Origin of the sequence: Streptomyces graminilatus, assembly GCF_001418565.1 — a bacterium.
Taxonomy (GTDB): Bacteria; Actinomycetota; Actinomycetes; order Streptomycetales; family Streptomycetaceae; genus Streptomyces; species Streptomyces graminilatus.
The window spans coordinates 17,125-33,205 of the sequence record NZ_LIQQ01000310.1 but is presented as its reverse complement, the minus strand read 5'-3'; the positions used below and the strand labels follow the sequence as shown (position 1 = coordinate 33,205).

Annotated in this window: 16 protein-coding genes and 1 riboswitch; of the genes, 7 read left to right on the top strand and 9 right to left on the bottom strand. The window is 70.3% G+C overall.

Annotation, left to right across the window (positions count from 1 at the left end):
- Positions 1–181: 181 nt before the first annotated feature.
- The gene (locus AOK08_RS25615) at positions 182–1,360 is read right to left on the bottom strand and encodes an acyl-CoA dehydrogenase family protein (RefSeq protein WP_055530286.1); all 1,179 of its coding nucleotides are present in this window, start codon (positions 1,358–1,360) and stop codon (positions 182–184) included.
- Positions 1,361–1,524: 164 nt separating this feature from the next.
- On the bottom strand, positions 1,525–1,746 hold the full coding sequence (locus AOK08_RS25610; RefSeq protein WP_055530284.1) for a CbtB domain-containing protein: 222 nt from the start codon (positions 1,744–1,746) through the stop codon (positions 1,525–1,527).
- 37 nt (positions 1,747–1,783) lie between these two features.
- Positions 1,784–1,936: riboswitch (cobalamin riboswitch) on the bottom strand.
- A 110-nt stretch (positions 1,937–2,046) separates the two neighbouring features.
- Between AOK08_RS25610 and AOK08_RS25605 the strand changes: the two genes are divergently transcribed.
- On the top strand, positions 2,047–2,631 hold the full coding sequence (locus AOK08_RS25605; RefSeq protein ID WP_055530282.1) for a histidine phosphatase family protein: 585 nt from the start codon (positions 2,047–2,049) through the stop codon (positions 2,629–2,631).
- Between the two features lie 261 nt (positions 2,632–2,892).
- On the opposite strand, the gene paaE is transcribed toward AOK08_RS25605, so the two are convergent.
- From paaE to AOK08_RS25575, 6 genes are all read right to left on the bottom strand, one after another.
- Complete coding sequence (paaE, locus tag AOK08_RS25600; protein WP_055530280.1) at positions 2,893–4,014, bottom strand: 1,2-phenylacetyl-CoA epoxidase subunit PaaE; 1,122 nt, start codon at positions 4,012–4,014, stop codon at positions 2,893–2,895.
- Entirely contained in the window at positions 4,014–4,538 is a 525-nt protein-coding gene (gene paaD, locus AOK08_RS25595; RefSeq protein WP_055530278.1) for a 1,2-phenylacetyl-CoA epoxidase subunit PaaD, read from the bottom strand. The genes paaE and paaD overlap by 1 nt, the downstream gene beginning before the upstream one ends.
- Positions 4,532–5,392, bottom strand: a complete 861-nt coding sequence (gene paaC, locus AOK08_RS25590) for a 1,2-phenylacetyl-CoA epoxidase subunit PaaC (protein WP_055530276.1) — start codon at positions 5,390–5,392, stop codon at positions 4,532–4,534. Before paaC ends, paaD begins: the two co-directional genes overlap by 7 nt.
- A 30-nt stretch (positions 5,393–5,422) precedes the next feature.
- Positions 5,423–5,743 (bottom strand): 1,2-phenylacetyl-CoA epoxidase subunit PaaB, encoded by a 321-nt coding sequence (paaB, locus tag AOK08_RS25585; protein ID WP_241827086.1) that lies wholly within the window; start codon positions 5,741–5,743, stop codon positions 5,423–5,425.
- Positions 5,740–6,738 (bottom strand): 1,2-phenylacetyl-CoA epoxidase subunit PaaA, encoded by a 999-nt coding sequence (paaA, locus tag AOK08_RS25580; protein WP_055530274.1) that lies wholly within the window; start codon positions 6,736–6,738, stop codon positions 5,740–5,742. Before paaA ends, paaB begins: the two co-directional genes overlap by 4 nt.
- 126 nt (positions 6,739–6,864) lie before the next feature.
- On the bottom strand, positions 6,865–8,580 hold the full coding sequence (locus AOK08_RS25575) for an IlvD/Edd family dehydratase (RefSeq protein WP_198539397.1): 1,716 nt from the start codon (positions 8,578–8,580) through the stop codon (positions 6,865–6,867).
- A gap of 52 nt (positions 8,581–8,632) precedes the next feature.
- Between AOK08_RS25575 and AOK08_RS25570 the strand changes: the two genes are divergently transcribed.
- From AOK08_RS25570 to AOK08_RS25545, 6 genes are all read left to right on the top strand, one after another.
- Positions 8,633–9,463 carry an IclR family transcriptional regulator gene (locus AOK08_RS25570; RefSeq protein WP_055530272.1) on the top strand — a complete coding sequence of 277 codons (831 nt, stop codon included), beginning with the start codon at positions 8,633–8,635 and terminating at the stop codon, positions 9,461–9,463.
- A gap of 89 nt (positions 9,464–9,552) precedes the next feature.
- On the top strand, positions 9,553–10,413 hold the full coding sequence (locus AOK08_RS25565; RefSeq protein ID WP_055530271.1) for a fumarylacetoacetate hydrolase family protein: 861 nt from the start codon (positions 9,553–9,555) through the stop codon (positions 10,411–10,413).
- Positions 10,414–10,427: 14 nt separating this feature from the next.
- Positions 10,428–11,456 carry a zinc-dependent alcohol dehydrogenase gene (locus AOK08_RS25560; protein ID WP_055530324.1) on the top strand — a complete coding sequence of 343 codons (1,029 nt, stop codon included), beginning with the start codon at positions 10,428–10,430 and terminating at the stop codon, positions 11,454–11,456.
- Positions 11,457–11,620: 164 nt separating this feature from the next.
- Positions 11,621–11,896: a hypothetical protein gene (locus AOK08_RS45940; RefSeq protein ID WP_157876786.1), complete on the top strand. Its 276-nt coding sequence runs from the start codon at positions 11,621–11,623 to the stop codon at positions 11,894–11,896.
- Positions 11,897–12,052: 156 nt separating this feature from the next.
- A complete protein-coding gene (locus AOK08_RS25550; RefSeq protein WP_055530267.1) occupies positions 12,053–13,036 on the top strand; it encodes a serine protein kinase RIO in 984 nt (327 codons plus the stop codon).
- A 173-nt stretch (positions 13,037–13,209) separates the two neighbouring features.
- Positions 13,210–15,654 (top strand): non-reducing end alpha-L-arabinofuranosidase family hydrolase, encoded by a 2,445-nt coding sequence (locus AOK08_RS25545; protein WP_422125772.1) that lies wholly within the window; start codon positions 13,210–13,212, stop codon positions 15,652–15,654.
- A 93-nt stretch (positions 15,655–15,747) separates the two neighbouring features.
- On the opposite strand, the gene AOK08_RS47570 is transcribed toward AOK08_RS25545, so the two are convergent.
- On the bottom strand, positions 15,748–16,050 hold the full coding sequence (locus AOK08_RS47570) for an antibiotic biosynthesis monooxygenase family protein (protein ID WP_241827091.1): 303 nt from the start codon (positions 16,048–16,050) through the stop codon (positions 15,748–15,750).
- Positions 16,051–16,081: the final 31 nt, after the last annotated feature.

The window sequence follows — 16,081 nt, the reverse complement described above, 5'->3', positions numbered from 1 at the left end:
GCAACTACCCGCTCCTGAAGCGGGCCGACCTCGCGGCGGGGTCCAGGTAAACGGCAATTTTCAGTTCTCGTGGCAAGGTGCCAGCTGTCATGTCACCACTTCGCCGCCATCGCGATCCCGTTGGTTCTCGGTGCCAACCATCCTCGGTATGTGACAACTGGCGTCGGTGGTCATAGTGCCCCTACCGCCGCACCCTCGGCATCCCCAGCCCGATCCACGAGATGATCTCCCGCTGGATCTCGTTGTTGCCGCCGCCGAAGGTGAAGATCACCGCCGCGCGGTAGCCGCGTTCCAGTTCGCCGTGGAGTATCTCGCCGGCCGAGCCCTCCTTCAGCGCGCCCGGGGCGGCCACGATCTCCAACAGCCAGGCGTAGGCCTCGCGGCGGGCCTCGGAGCCGTACACCTTGACTGCGGAGGCGTCCTGGGGGGTGAGGGTGCCTTCCTGGACGGCGTTCACCATCTGCCAGTTGAGGAGTTTCATCGCGTCGAGCCTGGTGTGGATCTGGGCCAGGCGCCGGCGTACCCACGGCAGGTCGACGACGCGGCGGCCGTCGGCGAGCTTGGTCTCCATCGCCCAGCGCTGGACGTCGTGCAGGGACCGGATGGCCATCGTGCCGTGGGCGGCGAGGGTGACCCGCTCGTGGTTGAGCTGGTTGGTGATCAGCCGCCAGCCCTGGTTCTCCTCGCCGACCCGGTTGGCGACGGGGACGCGGACGTTCTCGTAGTAGCTGGCGGTGGTGTCGTGCGAGGCGAGGGTGCGGATGAGGGTGCAGGAGTAGCCGGGGTCGGTCGTCGGCATGAGGAGCATGGTGATGCCCTTGTGCGGCGGGGCGTCCGGGTCCGTGCGTACCGCCAGCCACACCCAGTCCGCCGTGTCGCCGTTCGTCGTCCAGATCTTCTGGCCGTTGACCACATACTCGTCGCCTTCGCGCACTGCCCGGGTCTTCAGTGCGGCCAGGTCCGTGCCCGCCTCCGGCTCGCTGTAGCCGATCGCGAAGTCGATCTCGCCCGCGAGGATCTTCGGCAGGAAGTACGCCTTCTGCTCGTCACTGCCGTACCGCATGATCGTCGGGCCGACCGTGTTGAGCGCCATCAGCGGCAGCGGTACGCCCGCCTGGGCCGCCTCGTCGAAGAAGATGAACTGTTCCATCGGGCTCAGCCCGCGCCCCCCGTACTCCTGCGGCCAGCCGACGCCGAGCCAGCCGTCGGCGCCGAGGCGGCGGATGGTCTGCCGGTAGTAGCGCTTCTGCGCGACATGGTCACTGAATCGCGAGTACGCGCGGTCCGGCACCAACTCGGCGAAGTAGGCGCGCAGTTCGGTACGCAGTAGCTGCTGCTCGGGCGTGTATTCGAGATGCACGGCGCCTCCTGCTGGCTCCCCAAGGCCGGACCTGTCGGCGCACACGGTAGAACGTGTTCCAGTAATTGGGAATGGCGGTGCGCGCCCGGGTAAAGGGAGTCCCCATACGCCTGAGGGGGTCCCGGAGACGTCCGGGACCCCCTCAGGTCAGTACGGCGAATCGCTCAGTGGCAGGGGAAGCCGAGCAGGTGACGGGCGTCGTGCACCCACTCGTGCACGCCCTCGCCGGAGACCACGGAGGTGGCGCCCTGTTCGGCGCCGACGAAGTAGAGCAGTACCAGCATCAGTACGCCGAAGAAGACCGCCCAGGGGGCGACGGCGCCGATCGGCAGCTTCTCGGGTACGGCTGTGGGAACGGCGGTCGGCTGGACTGCGGACTGTGCCATGACAGGGCCTCCTGGGGGAACTCGCGTCCCGTATCGGTGGTGCGGAGGACGACCGTCACGGGTCTGACTTGCCCCCGGACCACACCGGGCGGGTGCGTACGGGGCTTACAGTGGCGCGACCGTGCCGGATTCCCACCGGCTTCCGTAGAACCGTCGTCAATATCCACGCGACGGTACCGCGAAGCGGTGACCCGGCCAAGGGCGCGTGGGACGGCGTACGGCGCTCCGGTGCGCCGTACGCTGCCTCAAGTGCCGTACACGACAAGGGCATTGGGGCAGGATGAGCGCGGGAGCGACCGGATGACGAGCCGAGTGATGTTGATCTCACCGGCGATCAGCGCGGCCCTGCGGGAGGCCCGTTTCGACGACGACTGTCCCCTGGACGCCTCGGGGTTGGGGCTCGCCCTTGCGGCTGCGGGGACCCTTCCGCCGGTCTCCCGGGTCTGGGTCTCCCCCACCGCGCGGTGTCAGGAGACGGCTCGGGCGCTGGGCCTCGACGCGGATCCGGTGCCGGGTCCGGCCGGCCTGGACGCGGGGCGCTGGCGTGGCGCGACCCTGGCCGAGGTGACGGAGAGGGAACCGGAGGCGCTGGCCCAGTGGCTGACGGACCCTCAATCGGCCCCGCACGGCGGCGAGTCGGTGCGCGCGCTCTGCGACCGGGTCGCGCACTGGCTGGACGACACCGCGGCGCAGGTCACGGGCCGGTCGATCGCGGTCGTCGAGCCGGAGGTCGTGCGCGCGGTGACGGTACGGGCACTGGGGGCGCCCGAGTCAGCGTTCTGGCGGATCGACGTACGGCCGCTCACCGCGACGGAGTTGAGCGGCCGGGCGGGACGCTGGAACCTGCGGGTGGGCGCGCGGCTCGGGGCGTCGCACGACGAGTAGACAGCGGCGGGGACGTGAATCCACCCCTTCACGGCATCCGGTTCTCACCCGTCGTCGCGCGCGGAGCCCGGCGTCCGGAGCGTTCACGCGAAGTCCGCGCACGCCTGTGCGCACACCCGTGCGAACGCCCTGCATGCCTTCGTCGTGTCCTCGCCACCTGGGTGGTCGTCGAAGACCCGGGCGCTTTCCAGACAGACCCGTGGCGCACCACTCCGACCCGTGGCGCACCACTCCGACCGGAGGCGGAGAGCTGCCTTCGGGTCAGCTGTCGTAGTCGACCGTCAGCGTCTCCGAGACCGGGAACGACTGGCAGGTCAGGACGTACCCTGCGGCGACCTCCGCGGGTTCGAGGGCGTAGTTGCGGCGCATGTCCACCTCGCCCGAGGTGACCAGCGCCCGGCAGGTGCCGCAGACGCCGCCCTTGCAGGCGAACGGCAGGTCAGGGCGGGTGCGCGCGGCGCCGTCCAGGACGGTCGAGTCCCGGGCCAGCGCGGTCGTGGTGGAGCGGCCGTCGAGGGTGATCGTGACCCGGCTGACCGGGCCTTCCGCCACCGCGTCCAGGTGCTGTACCTCGCGCAACGGCTGGTCGTCGGCGTAGAAGAGTTCCTGGTGGATCCGGGCCGGCGGCACGCCCAGTCGCGCCAGCAGTGCCTGGGCGTCGCGGACCATGCCGTGCGGTCCGCACAGCCACCAGTGGTCGGTGCCCGGGACGTCGACGAGGCCCGCGAGCAGCGCGGTCAGCCGTTCGGCGTCCAGCCGTCCCGACAGCAGTTCGGCCTCGCGCGGCTCGCGCGACAGGACGTGTCCGAGCTGGAAGCGCGTACGGTACAGGTCCTTCAGGTCCGCCAGTTCGTCGGCGAACATCACGGTGTCCGTGCGCCGGTTGCCGTACAGGAGGGTGACCTGGGAGCGGTCGTCGGCGGCCAGGACCGACTCGGCGATGGACATCATCGGGGTGATTCCGGAGCCCGCGGCGATCAGGACATGGCGGCGGCCGGGCTCGGTCAGGTCGGGGGTGAAGGCGCCGGTCGGGGTCATCACGTCCAGCACGTCCCCCGGGCACACCCCGTCGACCAGCCAGGACGAGAACACTCCGCCGGGCACCACCCGTACGCCGATACGGGGCTGTTCGCCGGCCGGGGCGCAGATCGAGTAGGACCGCCGTTCCTCGCGTCCCTCGAACTCCCGGCGCAGGGTGAGCGACTGTCCCGGTGCGAAGGCGTACTCGGCGGCCAGGTCCTCCGGCACCTCGAAGGCGACGGCGACGGCGTCCGAGCACAGCCGCCGTACGTCGGTGACCTTCAGGGCGTGGAAGACCGGGCGGCGGCGCACCGGGGCGGGAGTGGCCGCCGGGGCCGTGGTCGGGGCGGTGGGCGCGGCCATCAGATCTCCTTGACGTACTCGAACGGCTCGCGGCAGGCGTGGCAGCGCCACAGGGCCTTGCAGGACGTGGCGGAGAAGCGGGAGGTCTCCTCGGTGTCCGCCGAGCCGCAGCGGGGGCAGGGCACCGTGCGCCGGGTGGGCAGCAGCGAGAGGGCGACCGGGCCGCGCGGCGCCGCGCCGGGCGGGGCGATGCCGTTCTCGGTGAGCTTGCGGCGGCCGGACTCGGTGATCCAGTCGCTGGTCCAGGGGGGATCGAGGACCGTACGGATCCGCACGCGCGCGTACCCCGCCGCCCGCAGCCGGGCGGCGACGGCGGCACGCATCTCGGCCATGGCGGGGCAGCCGGAGTAGGTCGGGGTCAGGCTCGCCACCACCGTGCCGTCGCCGGTCAACTCCACGTCGCGCAGGACGCCGAGGTCGGCCAGGGTCAGCATGGGCAGTTCGGGGTCGGGCACCCGCTCGGCGATGCTCCGGGCGCGCCGGACGTCCTCGATGCCGGACACGGTCGCTTTCGTGGTCACCATGTCGCCTCCGGGTGGGCGCGGGCCACGCTCTGCAACTCGGCGAGCAGCGGGGCGAGATGCCCGGTGTGCTGCCCGTCGCGCCCGGCGCCTCGCGCCGGCTCGAAGCGCGGCATGCTCAGTCCGGCGGCCTCGGTGACCTGCCGCAACACCGCGACGACTTCGCCCCGGACGTCGTACGCCGTGAACAACTCGTCGATGTACGGGGCGACTTGGTCCAGGGCCGTGCGCATGCGGCGGTGCGACTCGTCGGTGCCGTCGCCGAGGCGGACGGCCCATTCGGCCGCGTACTGCCGGTGGTACGTCAGCTCCTTGACGCCCTTCGCGGCGATCGCGGCGAGCACCGGATCGCGATGGGCGGCGAGCCGTTCGAAGTGGGCGAGCCGCCAACTGGACAGCACCAGCAGCCGTACGACCGAGAACGCGAAGTCCCCGTTGGGCAGTTCGGCCAGGGTCACGTTGCGAAAGTCGCCGGCGTCCCGGAGGTAGGCGTACGCGTCCTCGTCGCGCCCGGTGCCGTCGACCTGGCCGGCGCGCGCGTAGAGCAGACGGGCCTGGCCGAGCAGGTCGAGGCCGATGTTGGCGAGCGCGACCTCCTCCTCCAGCTCGGGGGCGCGGGTGCACCACTGGGCCAGTCGCTGGGCCGACACCAGGGCGTCGTCGGCGAGTTCGACGCAGGTCGCGGCCAGCTCGCCGGCGTCGACACCGGCGGGCACGGTGGTGTCGACGCCGTACAGCGGGTCCTCGAAGCCGGTGCCGAAGGCCCAGCGGGCGTCGCCGCCGTCGTCGTGTCCCTCGGCGAGGGAGAGATAGACGTGGTCGTCGTCATGGGTGCTGTCGTTGCCGCTGTCGCTCATGTCCGCTGCTCCTTCCTCGGGTTCCTCGGGCTAGATGTGGGGGACGTCTTCGGGGATGTCGTAGAAGGTCGGATGGCGGTAGACCTTGTCGGCGCTCGGTGCGAAGAACGGGTCCTTCTCGTCGCGCGAGGAGGCGGCGATGTGCTCGGAGCGCACCACCCAGATGCTCACGCCTTCGTTGCGCCGTGTGTAGAGGTCACGCGCGTGGGTGAGGGCCATCCGGTCGTCGGCCGCGTGCAGCGAGCCGACGTGTACGTGGTTCAGTCCGCGCTTGCCTCGTACGAACACCTCGTACAGCGGCCACTCGCCGGACACCTGGTCGGACATCTGGTCGGCCGTCCCGTCGCTCATGCCACTGCCTCCTTCGCGGCCCGTGCGCGCTGTTTGGCGGCGTGCGCGGTCGCTGCCTCGCGCACCCAGGCGCCCTCTTCGTGTGCGGTCCTGCGCCGGGCGACCCGTTCGGTGTTGCAGGGGCCGCCGCCCTTGATGACGCGCGTCAGCTCGTCCCAGTCCGGGGTGCCGAAGTCGTGGTGGCCGCGCTCCTCGTTCCAGCGCAGTTCCGGGTCGGGCAGGGTCACGCCGAGTTTGGCGGCCTGCGGGACGGTCATGTCGACGAAGCGCTGTCGCAGTTCGTCGTTGGTGTGCCGCTTGATCTTCCAGGCCATGGACTGCGCGGAGTTGGGTGAGGCGTCGTCGGGCGGGCCGAACATCATCAGGGAGGGCCACCACCAGCGGTCGACGGCGTCCTGGACCATGGCGCGCTGCTGCGGCGTACCGCGCATCATCGTCATCAGCAGTTCGTAGCCCTGCCGCTGGTGGAAGGACTCCTCCTTGCAGACGCGCACCATCGCGCGCGCGTACGGCCCGTACGAGCTGCGGCACAGGGGGACCTGGTTGCAGATCGCCGCGCCGTCCACGAACCAGCCGATCACGCCGACGTCCGCGAAGGTCGGCGTCGGGTAGTTGAAGATCGACGAGTACTTCTGGCGGCCCTCGATGAGCCGTTCGGTGAGGTCCGCGCGGTCGGCGCCCAGCGTCTCGGCGGCGGAGTACAGATACAGCCCGTGACCGGCCTCGTCCTGGACCTTCGCGAAGAGGATGGCCTTGCGGCGCAGTGACGGCGCGCGCGTGATCCACTCGCCCTCCGGCTGCATGCCGATGATCTCCGAGTGCGCGTGCTGGGCGATCTGCCGGACCAGCGTCTTCCGGTAGCCCTCGGGCATCCAGTCGCGCGGCTCGATCCGGTGGTCCCGCGCGATCGTCGCCTCGAAGTGGTCCCGCAGCCGCCCTTCGGCGTCCTGCCCGGCACCGCCCGTGTCCGAGGCGGCGGAGTGTGTCGTCGTCATCGATACCCGCTCCCCAACCGACCATTCGTTCGGTATCAGTGTGACGACTTTTCCCCGCCCGCACAAGCCGTTGCCGGGACACTCCCCGGAGGGGCGGTACGGTCGTCCGCCCCTCCGGGGTTTGTGTCAGTGCGACTCGCGGCTCACCTCGGATCCGCTGGAGCCGATGAGGAAGTCCAGGTCGGCGCCCGTGTCGGCCTGGAGGACGTGGTCGACGTACAGACGTTCCCAGCCGCGCCGGGGGTTGGCGTAGCCGTTGACGGTGGCCTCGCTGGGGGTGCGGCGGGCGAGTTCCTCGTCGGGTACGTCGACGTCGAGGCGCCGGGCCGCCACGTCCAGGACGATCACGTCACCGGTGCGGACGAGGGCGAGCGGGCCGCCGGCCGCCGCCTCCGGGGCCACATGGAGGACGACGGTGCCGTAGGCGGTGCCGCTCATCCGGCCGTCGCAGACCCGGACCATGTCACGGACGCCCTGCTCCAGCAGCTTCTTCGGCAGGGGCATGTTGGACACCTCGGGCATGCCCGGGTAGCCCCTGGGGCCGCAGCCGCGCAGGACGAGGACGGAGTCGGCGTCCACGTCGAGGTCCGGGTCGTCGATGCGGGCGTGGAAGTCCTCGATCGAGTCGAAGACGACCGCGCGGCCCCGGTGGCTCAGCAGGTGCGGGGAGGCCGCCGCCGGCTTGACGAGCGCTCCGTCGGGGGCGAGGTTGCCGCGCAGTACGGCGATTCCGCCCTCGGCGACCAGCGGCTTCGCGCGCGTGCGGATGACTTCCGCGTCCCAGATCGGCGCGTCGTCGAGATGGTTCACCAGCGGCTCTCCGGTGACCGTGAGCGCGTCGGGGTCGAGCAGGTCGCGCACCTCGCGCAGGACGGCGGACAGGCCTCCGGCTCGGTGGAAGTCCTCCATGAGGAAGCGGCCGGCGGGCTGGAGGTCCACCAGGACCGGGACGCGGGAGCCGATCCGGTCGAAGTCGTCGAGCGTCAGGGGGATGCCCAGGCGTCCGGCGATGGCCAGCAGGTGCACGACGGCGTTGGTCGACCCGCCGATGGCGGCCAGGGCGACGATCGCGTTGTGGAAGGAGGCCCTGGTCAGGAAGGTGCCCGGCCGGCGGTCGGCGGCGACCATGGCGACCGCCAGCCTCCCGGTGCCGTGGGCGGCCTCCAGCAGCCGGCTGTCGGGCGCGGGGATACCGGCCACCCCCGGCACGATCGTGCCCAGGGCCTCGGCCACCAGGGCCATCGTCGAGGCGGTGCCCATGGTGTTGCAGTGCCCTCGGCTGCGGATCATCGCCGACTCGGAGCGGGTGAACTGCTCCTCGGAGAGCGTGCCGGCCCGCACCTCCTCCGACAGCCGCCACACATCGGTGCCACAGCCCAGCGGCGTACCCCGGAACGTCCCGGTCAGCATCGGCCCGCCGGGCACCACGACCGCGGGGAGGTCCACCGAGGCGGCGGCCATGAGCAGCGAGGGGATCGTCTTGTCGCAGCCGCCCAGCAGCACGACACCGTCGATCGGATTGGCCCGCAGCATCTCCTCCGTGGCCATTGCCGCCATGTTCCGCCAGAGCATGGCGGTGGGCCGTACCTGTGTCTCGCCCAGCGAGACCACCGGCAGGTCCAGGGGAATACCGCCGGCCTCGTACACCCCGTTGCGGACCGAGGCCGCCACCTCGTTCAGATGGGTGTTGCAGGGGCTCAGGTCCGAGGCGGTGTTGGCGATGGCGATCTGCGGCCGGCCGGTGAAGGCGTCGTCCGGCGCGCCTCTGCGCATCCAGGCCCGGTGGATATAGGCGTTGCGCCCCTGTCCCTCGTACCACTGCGCGCTGCGAAGTCTCACCATCAGCCTTTCAACTTTCCGATAATCGACATAGTGGTCTACTGTTCGGAACCTCATGGAGCATAGACAAATGGACGTGGGCGCGTTAGCCCCCACCAGCGTGGATGTCGCCGGAGGCGACGGCGGGGCCACCCGTCTCGTGGGGTCCGACCGGGTGCTCGCGGTCCTCAAGGAACTGGCCCGGTATCCCGACGGCGTGAGCCTCGAGGAGCTGACCCGGGCCATCGGCAGCCCCAAGCCGACCGTGCACCGGGCCCTGGGTGCCCTGCGCCGGGCCGGACTGGCCGACCAGGGCGCCCGTGGGCGCTATGTCCTCGGTGACGAGTTCCTACGGATGGCCTTCGCCCACCACGAGGACCGCCCCGAGCACGTCCGGGTGCGTCCCGTACTGGAGGCGCTGGCCGACCGGTTCGGCGAGACGGCGCACTACGCGGTCCTCGACGGCCGCGAGGTCGTCTACCGCGCCAAGGTCGACCCGGCCACCGGGGCCGTACGGCTCACATCGACGGTGGGCGGCCGGAACCCCGCCCACGCCACCGGCGTCGGAAAGGTGCTGCTCGCCCACCGACTGGACACCGTGGCGGCGGTCGAGGCGTGGTTCGGCGAGGTTCCCCTGGAACGCCGCACACCCCGGACCCTGTGCACGGCCGCCGACCTGTACGGCGATCTGCGGGACACTCTCGAACGGGGCTACGCCGTGGACGACCAGGAGAACGAGTCCGGTGTCAACTGCCTCTCCCTGCCCGTGTACGCGACCTCACCGACGGCCCCCTCCGGCGCCCTGAGCGTCAGCGCGCTCACCTACCGCACCCCGCTGCACACCCTGATCGACGCGGTCGACGAGATCCGGGAGCTGCTCGGGCCCCTGGGCCGCAATCGACAATGACCTGGCGACGAGCCCCGCAGAACCTCTGACCACTCCACACTCGCCCCTGCTCCCCTCCCCCGCCCCCGCTCGAACTGGAGAATGACCCCGTGTTCCTCATGCGCATCGGTGCCGTCGGCGCCGAAAAGCCCGTCGCCCGCGTCGACGACGAGACCTATGTCGACCTGTCCGACGTCGTCACGGACTTCGACGAGGCCTTCTTCGGGTCGGGCGGCCTCGACCGTGTCCGCCCTGTCGTGGCCGAGCGGACGGCGGCCGGCCAGGTGTCCCGCTTCGCCGGGGAGCGGATCGGCGCACCGGTCGCCCGCCCGCACCAGATCCTGTGCATCGGCCTCAACTACCGTGACCACGCGGCCGAGAGCGGCATGGCCGTGCCCGACGAGCCGATCCTGTTCACCAAGTCGCCCAACACCCTCGTCGGCCCGAACGACGACGTACGCATCCCGCGCGGTTCCGCGAAGACCGACTGGGAGGTGGAGCTCGGCATCGTGATCGGCCGCCGCACCAGCTACCTCGACTCGGTCGAGGAGGCCCGCGACGCCATCGCCGGCTATGTGGTCGTCAACGATGTGAGCGAGCGTTCCTTCCAGTTGGAGCGCGGCGGGCAGTGGTCGAAGGGCAAGTCCGCCGAGACCTTCAACCCGGCGGGCCCCTGGCTGGCCACCACCGACGAGATCGACGACGTCCTCGCGCTCGGCATGTGGCTCGACGTCAACGGGGTGCGCCGCCAGAACGGCAACACCAAGACGATGATCTTCGACCCGTACTTCATCGTGCACTACCTGAGCCAGTTCCTCGTCCTGGAACCCGGGGACCTGATCAACACCGGTACCCCGCCCGGCGTCGGCATGGGCTTCACCCCGCCCGTGTGGCTCCAGCCCGGCGATGTGGTGGAGCTGGGCATCAGCCGCCTCGGCAGCCAGCGCCAGCACGTGCTCGGCCCACGGTGACCGCCCGCCACCTCATGCGCGCGTTCGTCCTGACGGCTCCCGGGGAGTACGAGGTCCAGGAGGTCCCCGCCCCGGTGGCCGCCCCCGGCGAGGTCGTCGTCGACGTCGAGCGGGTCGGCGTGTGCGGCACCGACATGGAGTTCCACTCCGGCGCGATGGCCTATCTCCACCAGGGCCACTCCGCTTATCCGATGCGGCTGGGCCACGAGTGGTCGGGGCGCGTGGCGGCCGTCGGTTCCGGTGTCGACCCCGGCTGGACCGGCCGCCGGGTCATGGGCGACACCATGCTCGGCTGCGGTTCCTGCCGTCGCTGCCTACGCGGTCAGCAGCACGTGTGCGAGAAACGGCAGGAGGTCGGTATCCGCGGCGGGCGGGCCGGTGCGCTGGCCGAGCAACTCGCGGTACCGGTCTCCTCGTTGCACGTCCTGCCCGACTCCGTCGACGCGGTGCTGGGCGCGCTCGTCGAGCCCGGCGGCAACGCCCTGCGCGCGGCTCAGGCGGCCGAACTGCGTTCCGGGGACCGCGTACTGGTCCTCGGGCCGGGGACGATCGGCCTTCTGGTCGCGATGTTCGCGCGGGCCGCCGGTGCGGAGGTCCATCTGATGGGCGCCACCGACGGCTCGCTCGCCTTCGCCCGCGAGCTGGGCTTCGAGCACGCCTGGCGGGAGGACACGGTCCCGGAACTGCCGTACGACGCCGTCGTGGACGCCTCCAATGCCGCCCATCTCCCCGATCTGGCCCTGCGGTTGGTCGAACCGGCGGGCCATGTCGTCTACATCGGCCTGGCCGGCGTACCGAGCAGCATCGACACCCGCACCCTCGTCCTCAAGGACGTCACCGCGGTCGGAGTCCTGTCCGCCTCCCCCGGTCTCGACGCCACCATCCGGGCGTACGCCGAGGGTTCGGTCGATCCGCGACCGCTCGTCGCCGCGACGGTGGGCCTGGACCAGGTCGGAGCCGTGCTCGCGGGTGAGCGCCCGGCGGGCGCTGGTCCCGGGCCGAAGTTCCATGTCGACCCGCGCCTGGGCCGAGGCGGTGGCTGACGGGTGACGCCGTCCGGCACCGCCCTCCGGTGGTGCCGTCGGATGATGGGGATCAAGCCGGTTCCATACCAGTTTGAGACGTCACGATTCGTATGAGTTTCGGACACGATGGGTAGTCCGTCGCTACCGTGCTTGCGTTGCCGTGCGTGCGCTCAGGGGGGCTCATGGAACTGGTTGTGCGATTTTTGATCGCGATCATCGGGGGGCTCCTCTGCCTCTTCATGACGTGCCTGCTCGCCGCGAGCGGCTTTCTGTTCGCGGTGGTCTGCATCGTGTTCGCGTGCACGTTCGGGGTCCTCGCCGGCGTGCTCGGCGGCAAGGGAGGACGGGAGTTCGCCATGGACACCGCCGGGACCCCGATAAAGGCGCTGCGAGCGACCGGCCGAGGCGTCTCGGAGATCTGGGAATTCTGGTCGAGCATGGTCTCCAGCGAGGAATGAGTTTTATTCGGTTGCCGAGCCCGGTGCCCGCCCTTCAGCATGGGCGGCACACCGGGAACCGCCCGGTGCTCCACGAGAGGAGGCGCGACGTGATCACGACTGTCATTCGCCTGCCCGCAGACCGCTTCCCTCTCGCCTCATGGAGCACCTCCAGCGATGTCTCACGACAATCTCCCGCAGCACCCACAGCACGTTCAGAACCTTCAACACCCGGCGTTTCCTGACGGCTTCGGCACCGGCGCCCACGGCCACGTCCCGCAGCCGTACGGCCCGGACGATCCGAGTGATCTGAGCGATCTGGCCGACATCGACGACCGGTTCGTCTTCGACTTCCGTGCGTACGACGACCTTGAGGACGGCCAGCGCTGGTCGACCTGGCTCAGCGTCGAGCCTCTCAGCCGTGGCCCCGAGCCGCTTCCCGACTGGGTGGTGACCTCGCAGGGCGCGGTCGACACCGAACTCGGCGTCCTCAAGACCGGCAAGGAGGCCGACGTCCACCTCGTCGAGCGCGCCGATCCGCTCGACCCCGGCGCCGGCGTGGTCATGGCGGCCAAGCGGTACCGCTCCCCCGAGCACCGGAGCTTCCACCGCGCCGCGTCCTACACCGAGGGCCGCTCGATGAAACGCTCACGTGACGAGCGGGCGGTGAAAAAGAAGAGCACCTTCGGCCGGCAGGTCGCGGCCGGTGAGTGGGCGGTGTCCGAGTGGGGTGCCCTGGTGCGGTTCTGGAACCTGGGGCTGCCGGTTCCCTACCCGGTGCAGATCGACGGCACCGAGATCCTGATGGAGTGGATCACCGTCGTCGACGAGGACGGGACCGTCCGGACCGCGCCCCGGCTCGCCCAGACCCGGCCCTCGCCCGAGCTGCTGGCGGCGTACTTCGAGCAGCTCACCGGGGCCCTCGCGACGATGGTGCAGAACGGTGTCGTGCACGGCGACCTCTCGGCGTACAACATCCTGGCGGCGGGAGAACGGCTGGTCATCATCGACCTGCCGCAGATCGTCGACCTGGTCGGCAACCTCAACGCGATGAGCTTCCTCCAGCGTGACTGCGCCAACGTCTGTGCCTGGTTCCGCTCACGCGGCCTCGACGTCGACGAGCACGCGCTGTTCGCGGAGCTGATGGCACACGCCTTCTGAACCGGGCGGCCGAAGCTGCCCGGTCGCGGCTCCGCGGCTCCGTGGCGCCGACGGGACGGCCGGCGCCACGGACGGAAAAACTTTTCGAATGACGGCAACCTTCGTGCGGGTGGCGACAACTGAGGGGCACCCGGGGCCGAGGCCAGGGCCCACTGCGCCAGAAGGACAAACCGTTGTCAGATCAGAACCGCTCTCATCGCCGCCGTCCGGCGACCCGCCGCGTGCTCGCCGCCGCCGTGGTGCTCGCCGCCGTCGGCGCCGCCGTGCCGCTGGTCGCCATGGCCGCGCGTACGCCGCAGGCCGCCCCACCGACCGTGGTCGTCAAGGCGGCGGCGGACCGTGGCCGTTACTTCGGCACGGCGGTGGCCACGGGCAGGCTCGGCGACTCGACGTACTCCGCCATTCTCGACCGGGAATTCAACATGATCACCCCGGAGAACGAGATGAAGTGGGACTACATCGAGCCGTCCCGCGGGTCGTTCAACTTCGCTCCCGCCGACACGATCGTCAGCCACGCCTCCGCGCATCACCAGAGGATGCGCGGGCACACCCTGGTCTGGCACTCCCAACTGCCCGGCTGGGTCAAGTCCATCACCGACGCCAACACCCTGCGCAGTGTGATGGACAACCACATCACCAAGGAGATGACCCACTACAAGGGCAAGATCTACGCCTGGGACGTGGTCAACGAGGCGTTCGAGGACGGCGGCAGCGGCCAGCAGCGCAGCTCGGTGTTCCATGACGTGCTGGGCAACGGCTTCATCGAGGAGGCGTTCCGCACCGCTCGGGCCGCCGACAGCTCGGCCAAGCTCTGCTACAACGACTACAACATCGAGAACTGGACGGACGCCAAGACCCAGGGCGTCTACCGGATGGTCAAGGACTTCAAGTCCCGCGGTGTGCCCATCGACTGCGTCGGCTTCCAGAGCCACTTCGGCGCCGGGGGCCCGCCGGCGTCCTTCGGGACCACCCTGTCCAAGTTCGCCGCGCTCGGCGTGGACGTCCAGCTCACCGAACTCGACATCGCCCAGGCGGCCCCCGGCGCGTACGCCGACGCCGTCAACGCCTGCCTCGGCGTCGCCCGCTGCACGGGCATCACGTTGTGGGGCATCCGCGACAGCGACTCGTGGCGCGGCGGTGAGAATCCGCTGTTGTTCGACAACAACGGCAACAGGAAGCCCGCCTACAGCGCGGTGCTCACCGCCCTGAACAGTGGCAGCGGTACGCCCGTCGGGGGCACGCCGGGCGGCAGCAAGCCGGGCGGGGGCATCGCTTCCGGCACTGTCTACACGCTCTCCGACATGGCCGCCGGCCGCGTTCTCGACAAGCCCGCCGGATACAACGCCAACGGCACCCCGCTCCAGGTGTGGGACGCCAGCGGTGCCACCAACCAGCGGTGGCGAGCGGGCCGCAACAGCGACGGCTCATACACCCTGACCAACGTCGCCAGTGGCCGGGTGCTGGAGGAGCCGGGCGACCGTACGGCCAACGGCACGAGGACGCAGGTCTGGGACTCCACCGGCGCCGCCAACCAGCACTGGAAGGCACGCCGGAACAGCGACGGCTCGTACACCCTGACCAACGTCGCCAGTGGCCGGGTGCTGGGCATCCCCGGTGGCCGGACCGCCAACGGCACCGCCGTTCAGATCCAGGACTCCAAGGGCGGCGCCAACCAGCACTGGAACTTCAAGGCGTCCGCGCCGACGGGCGCCAAGTGCGCGCTTCCGTCCTCCTACCGGTGGAAGTCGACGGGCCCGCTGGCGCAGCCCGCGAACGGCTGGACGTCGCTGAAGGACTTCACCAATGTCGTCTACAAGGGCAAGCACCTGGTGTACGCGTCGAACGTGGGGGGTTCGTCGTACGGCTCGATGAGCTTCAAGCCGTTCACCAACTGGTCGGACATGGCATCGGCCGGCCAGACCGGCATGAACCAGGCCGCGGTGGCGCCCACGCTGTTCTACTTCGCGCCCAAGAACGTCTGGGTGCTGGCCTACCAGTGGGGCCAGTGGCCCTTCATCTACCGGACGTCGAGCGACCCGACCAACCCCAACGGCTGGTCCGCGCCGCAGCCGCTGTTCACCGGCAGCATCTCCGGCTCCGGGACCGGCCCGATCGACCAGACCCTGATCGCGGACGGCCAGAACATGTACCTGTTCTTCGCCGGTGACAACGGCAAGATCTACCGCGCGAGCATGCCGATCGGGAACTTCCCCGGCAGCTTCGGCTCCTCCTACACCACGATCATGAGCGACACCCAGGCCAACCTGTTCGAGGCCCCGCAGGTCTACAAGGTCAAGGACAAGAAGCAGTACCTCATGCTCGTCGAGGCCATGGGGGCGAACGGGCGCTACTTCCGCTCGTTCACGGCCTCAAGCCTGAGCGGTACGTGGACCCCGCAGGCCGGCACCGAGAGCAAGCCCTTCGCGGGCAAGGCCAACAGTGGCGCCACCTGGACCAACGACATCAGCCACGGCGACCTGGTCCGTAACAACCCCGACCAGAGCATGACCATCGACCCCTGCAACCTGCAGTTGCTCTACCAGGGCAAGTCCCCCTCCGCGGGCGGCCCCTACGACCAACTGCCGTACCGGCCGGGCGTCCTCACCCTCCAGCGCTGACCGGCGGTCCGGTCCACCATCACCACCACCACGACAAGGGAACCCCAGCCGTACGACGGCTGGGGTTCCCCCATTCATGGAGGTCTCGGCCGGTCAGTCCGCTGTGGGGGTCCGCGGGTCTTCCGCTCGCGTGAACCCGGTGCTCCGTTCCACTTTCGCCACGTGCAGCGTGTAGCGCTCGTACCACTGGGCTCGCCCGCGCTTTCGCGCCACGCCGTGCTCGGCGTCGGTCCGCCACTGTGCGAGGGCGTCGGCGTCGCGGAAGTAGCCGACGGTGATGCCCAGCCCGCCAGGAGTCTGCGCGTGGTCCATCCCCAGGTATCCGGGGACGTCCTTCACCAGGTCTTCCAAGTGGGCACTGGTCTCGCTGTAGCCGTCCTGGTCCTGGGTCCGCACCGTGGTGAACACGGCCGCGTAGTAGGGGGGT

Coding starts and splice junctions, on each gene's coding strand:
- AOK08_RS25610 (WP_055530284.1), bottom strand. CDS start 1,746: ATGGCACAGTCCGCAGTCCAGCCGACCGCCGTTCCCACAGCCGTACCC.
- AOK08_RS25605 (WP_055530282.1), top strand. CDS start 2,047: ATGACGAGCCGAGTGATGTTGATCTCACCGGCGATCAGCGCGGCCCTG.
- paaE (WP_055530280.1), bottom strand. CDS start 4,014: ATGGCCGCGCCCACCGCCCCGACCACGGCCCCGGCGGCCACTCCCGCC.
- paaD (WP_055530278.1), bottom strand. CDS start 4,538: ATGGTGACCACGAAAGCGACCGTGTCCGGCATCGAGGACGTCCGGCGC.
- paaC (WP_055530276.1), bottom strand. CDS start 5,392: ATGAGCGACAGCGGCAACGACAGCACCCATGACGACGACCACGTCTAT.
- paaB (WP_241827086.1), bottom strand. CDS start 5,743: ATGAGCGACGGGACGGCCGACCAGATGTCCGACCAGGTGTCCGGCGAG.
- paaA (WP_055530274.1), bottom strand. CDS start 6,738: ATGACGACGACACACTCCGCCGCCTCGGACACGGGCGGTGCCGGGCAG.
- AOK08_RS25575 (WP_198539397.1), bottom strand. CDS start 8,580: ATGGTGAGACTTCGCAGCGCGCAGTGGTACGAGGGACAGGGGCGCAAC.
- AOK08_RS25570 (WP_055530272.1), top strand. CDS start 8,633: ATGGAGCATAGACAAATGGACGTGGGCGCGTTAGCCCCCACCAGCGTG.
- AOK08_RS25560 (WP_055530324.1), top strand. CDS start 10,428: ATGCGCGCGTTCGTCCTGACGGCTCCCGGGGAGTACGAGGTCCAGGAG.
- AOK08_RS45940 (WP_157876786.1), top strand. CDS start 11,621: ATGGAACTGGTTGTGCGATTTTTGATCGCGATCATCGGGGGGCTCCTC.
- AOK08_RS25550 (WP_055530267.1), top strand. CDS start 12,053: ATGTCTCACGACAATCTCCCGCAGCACCCACAGCACGTTCAGAACCTT.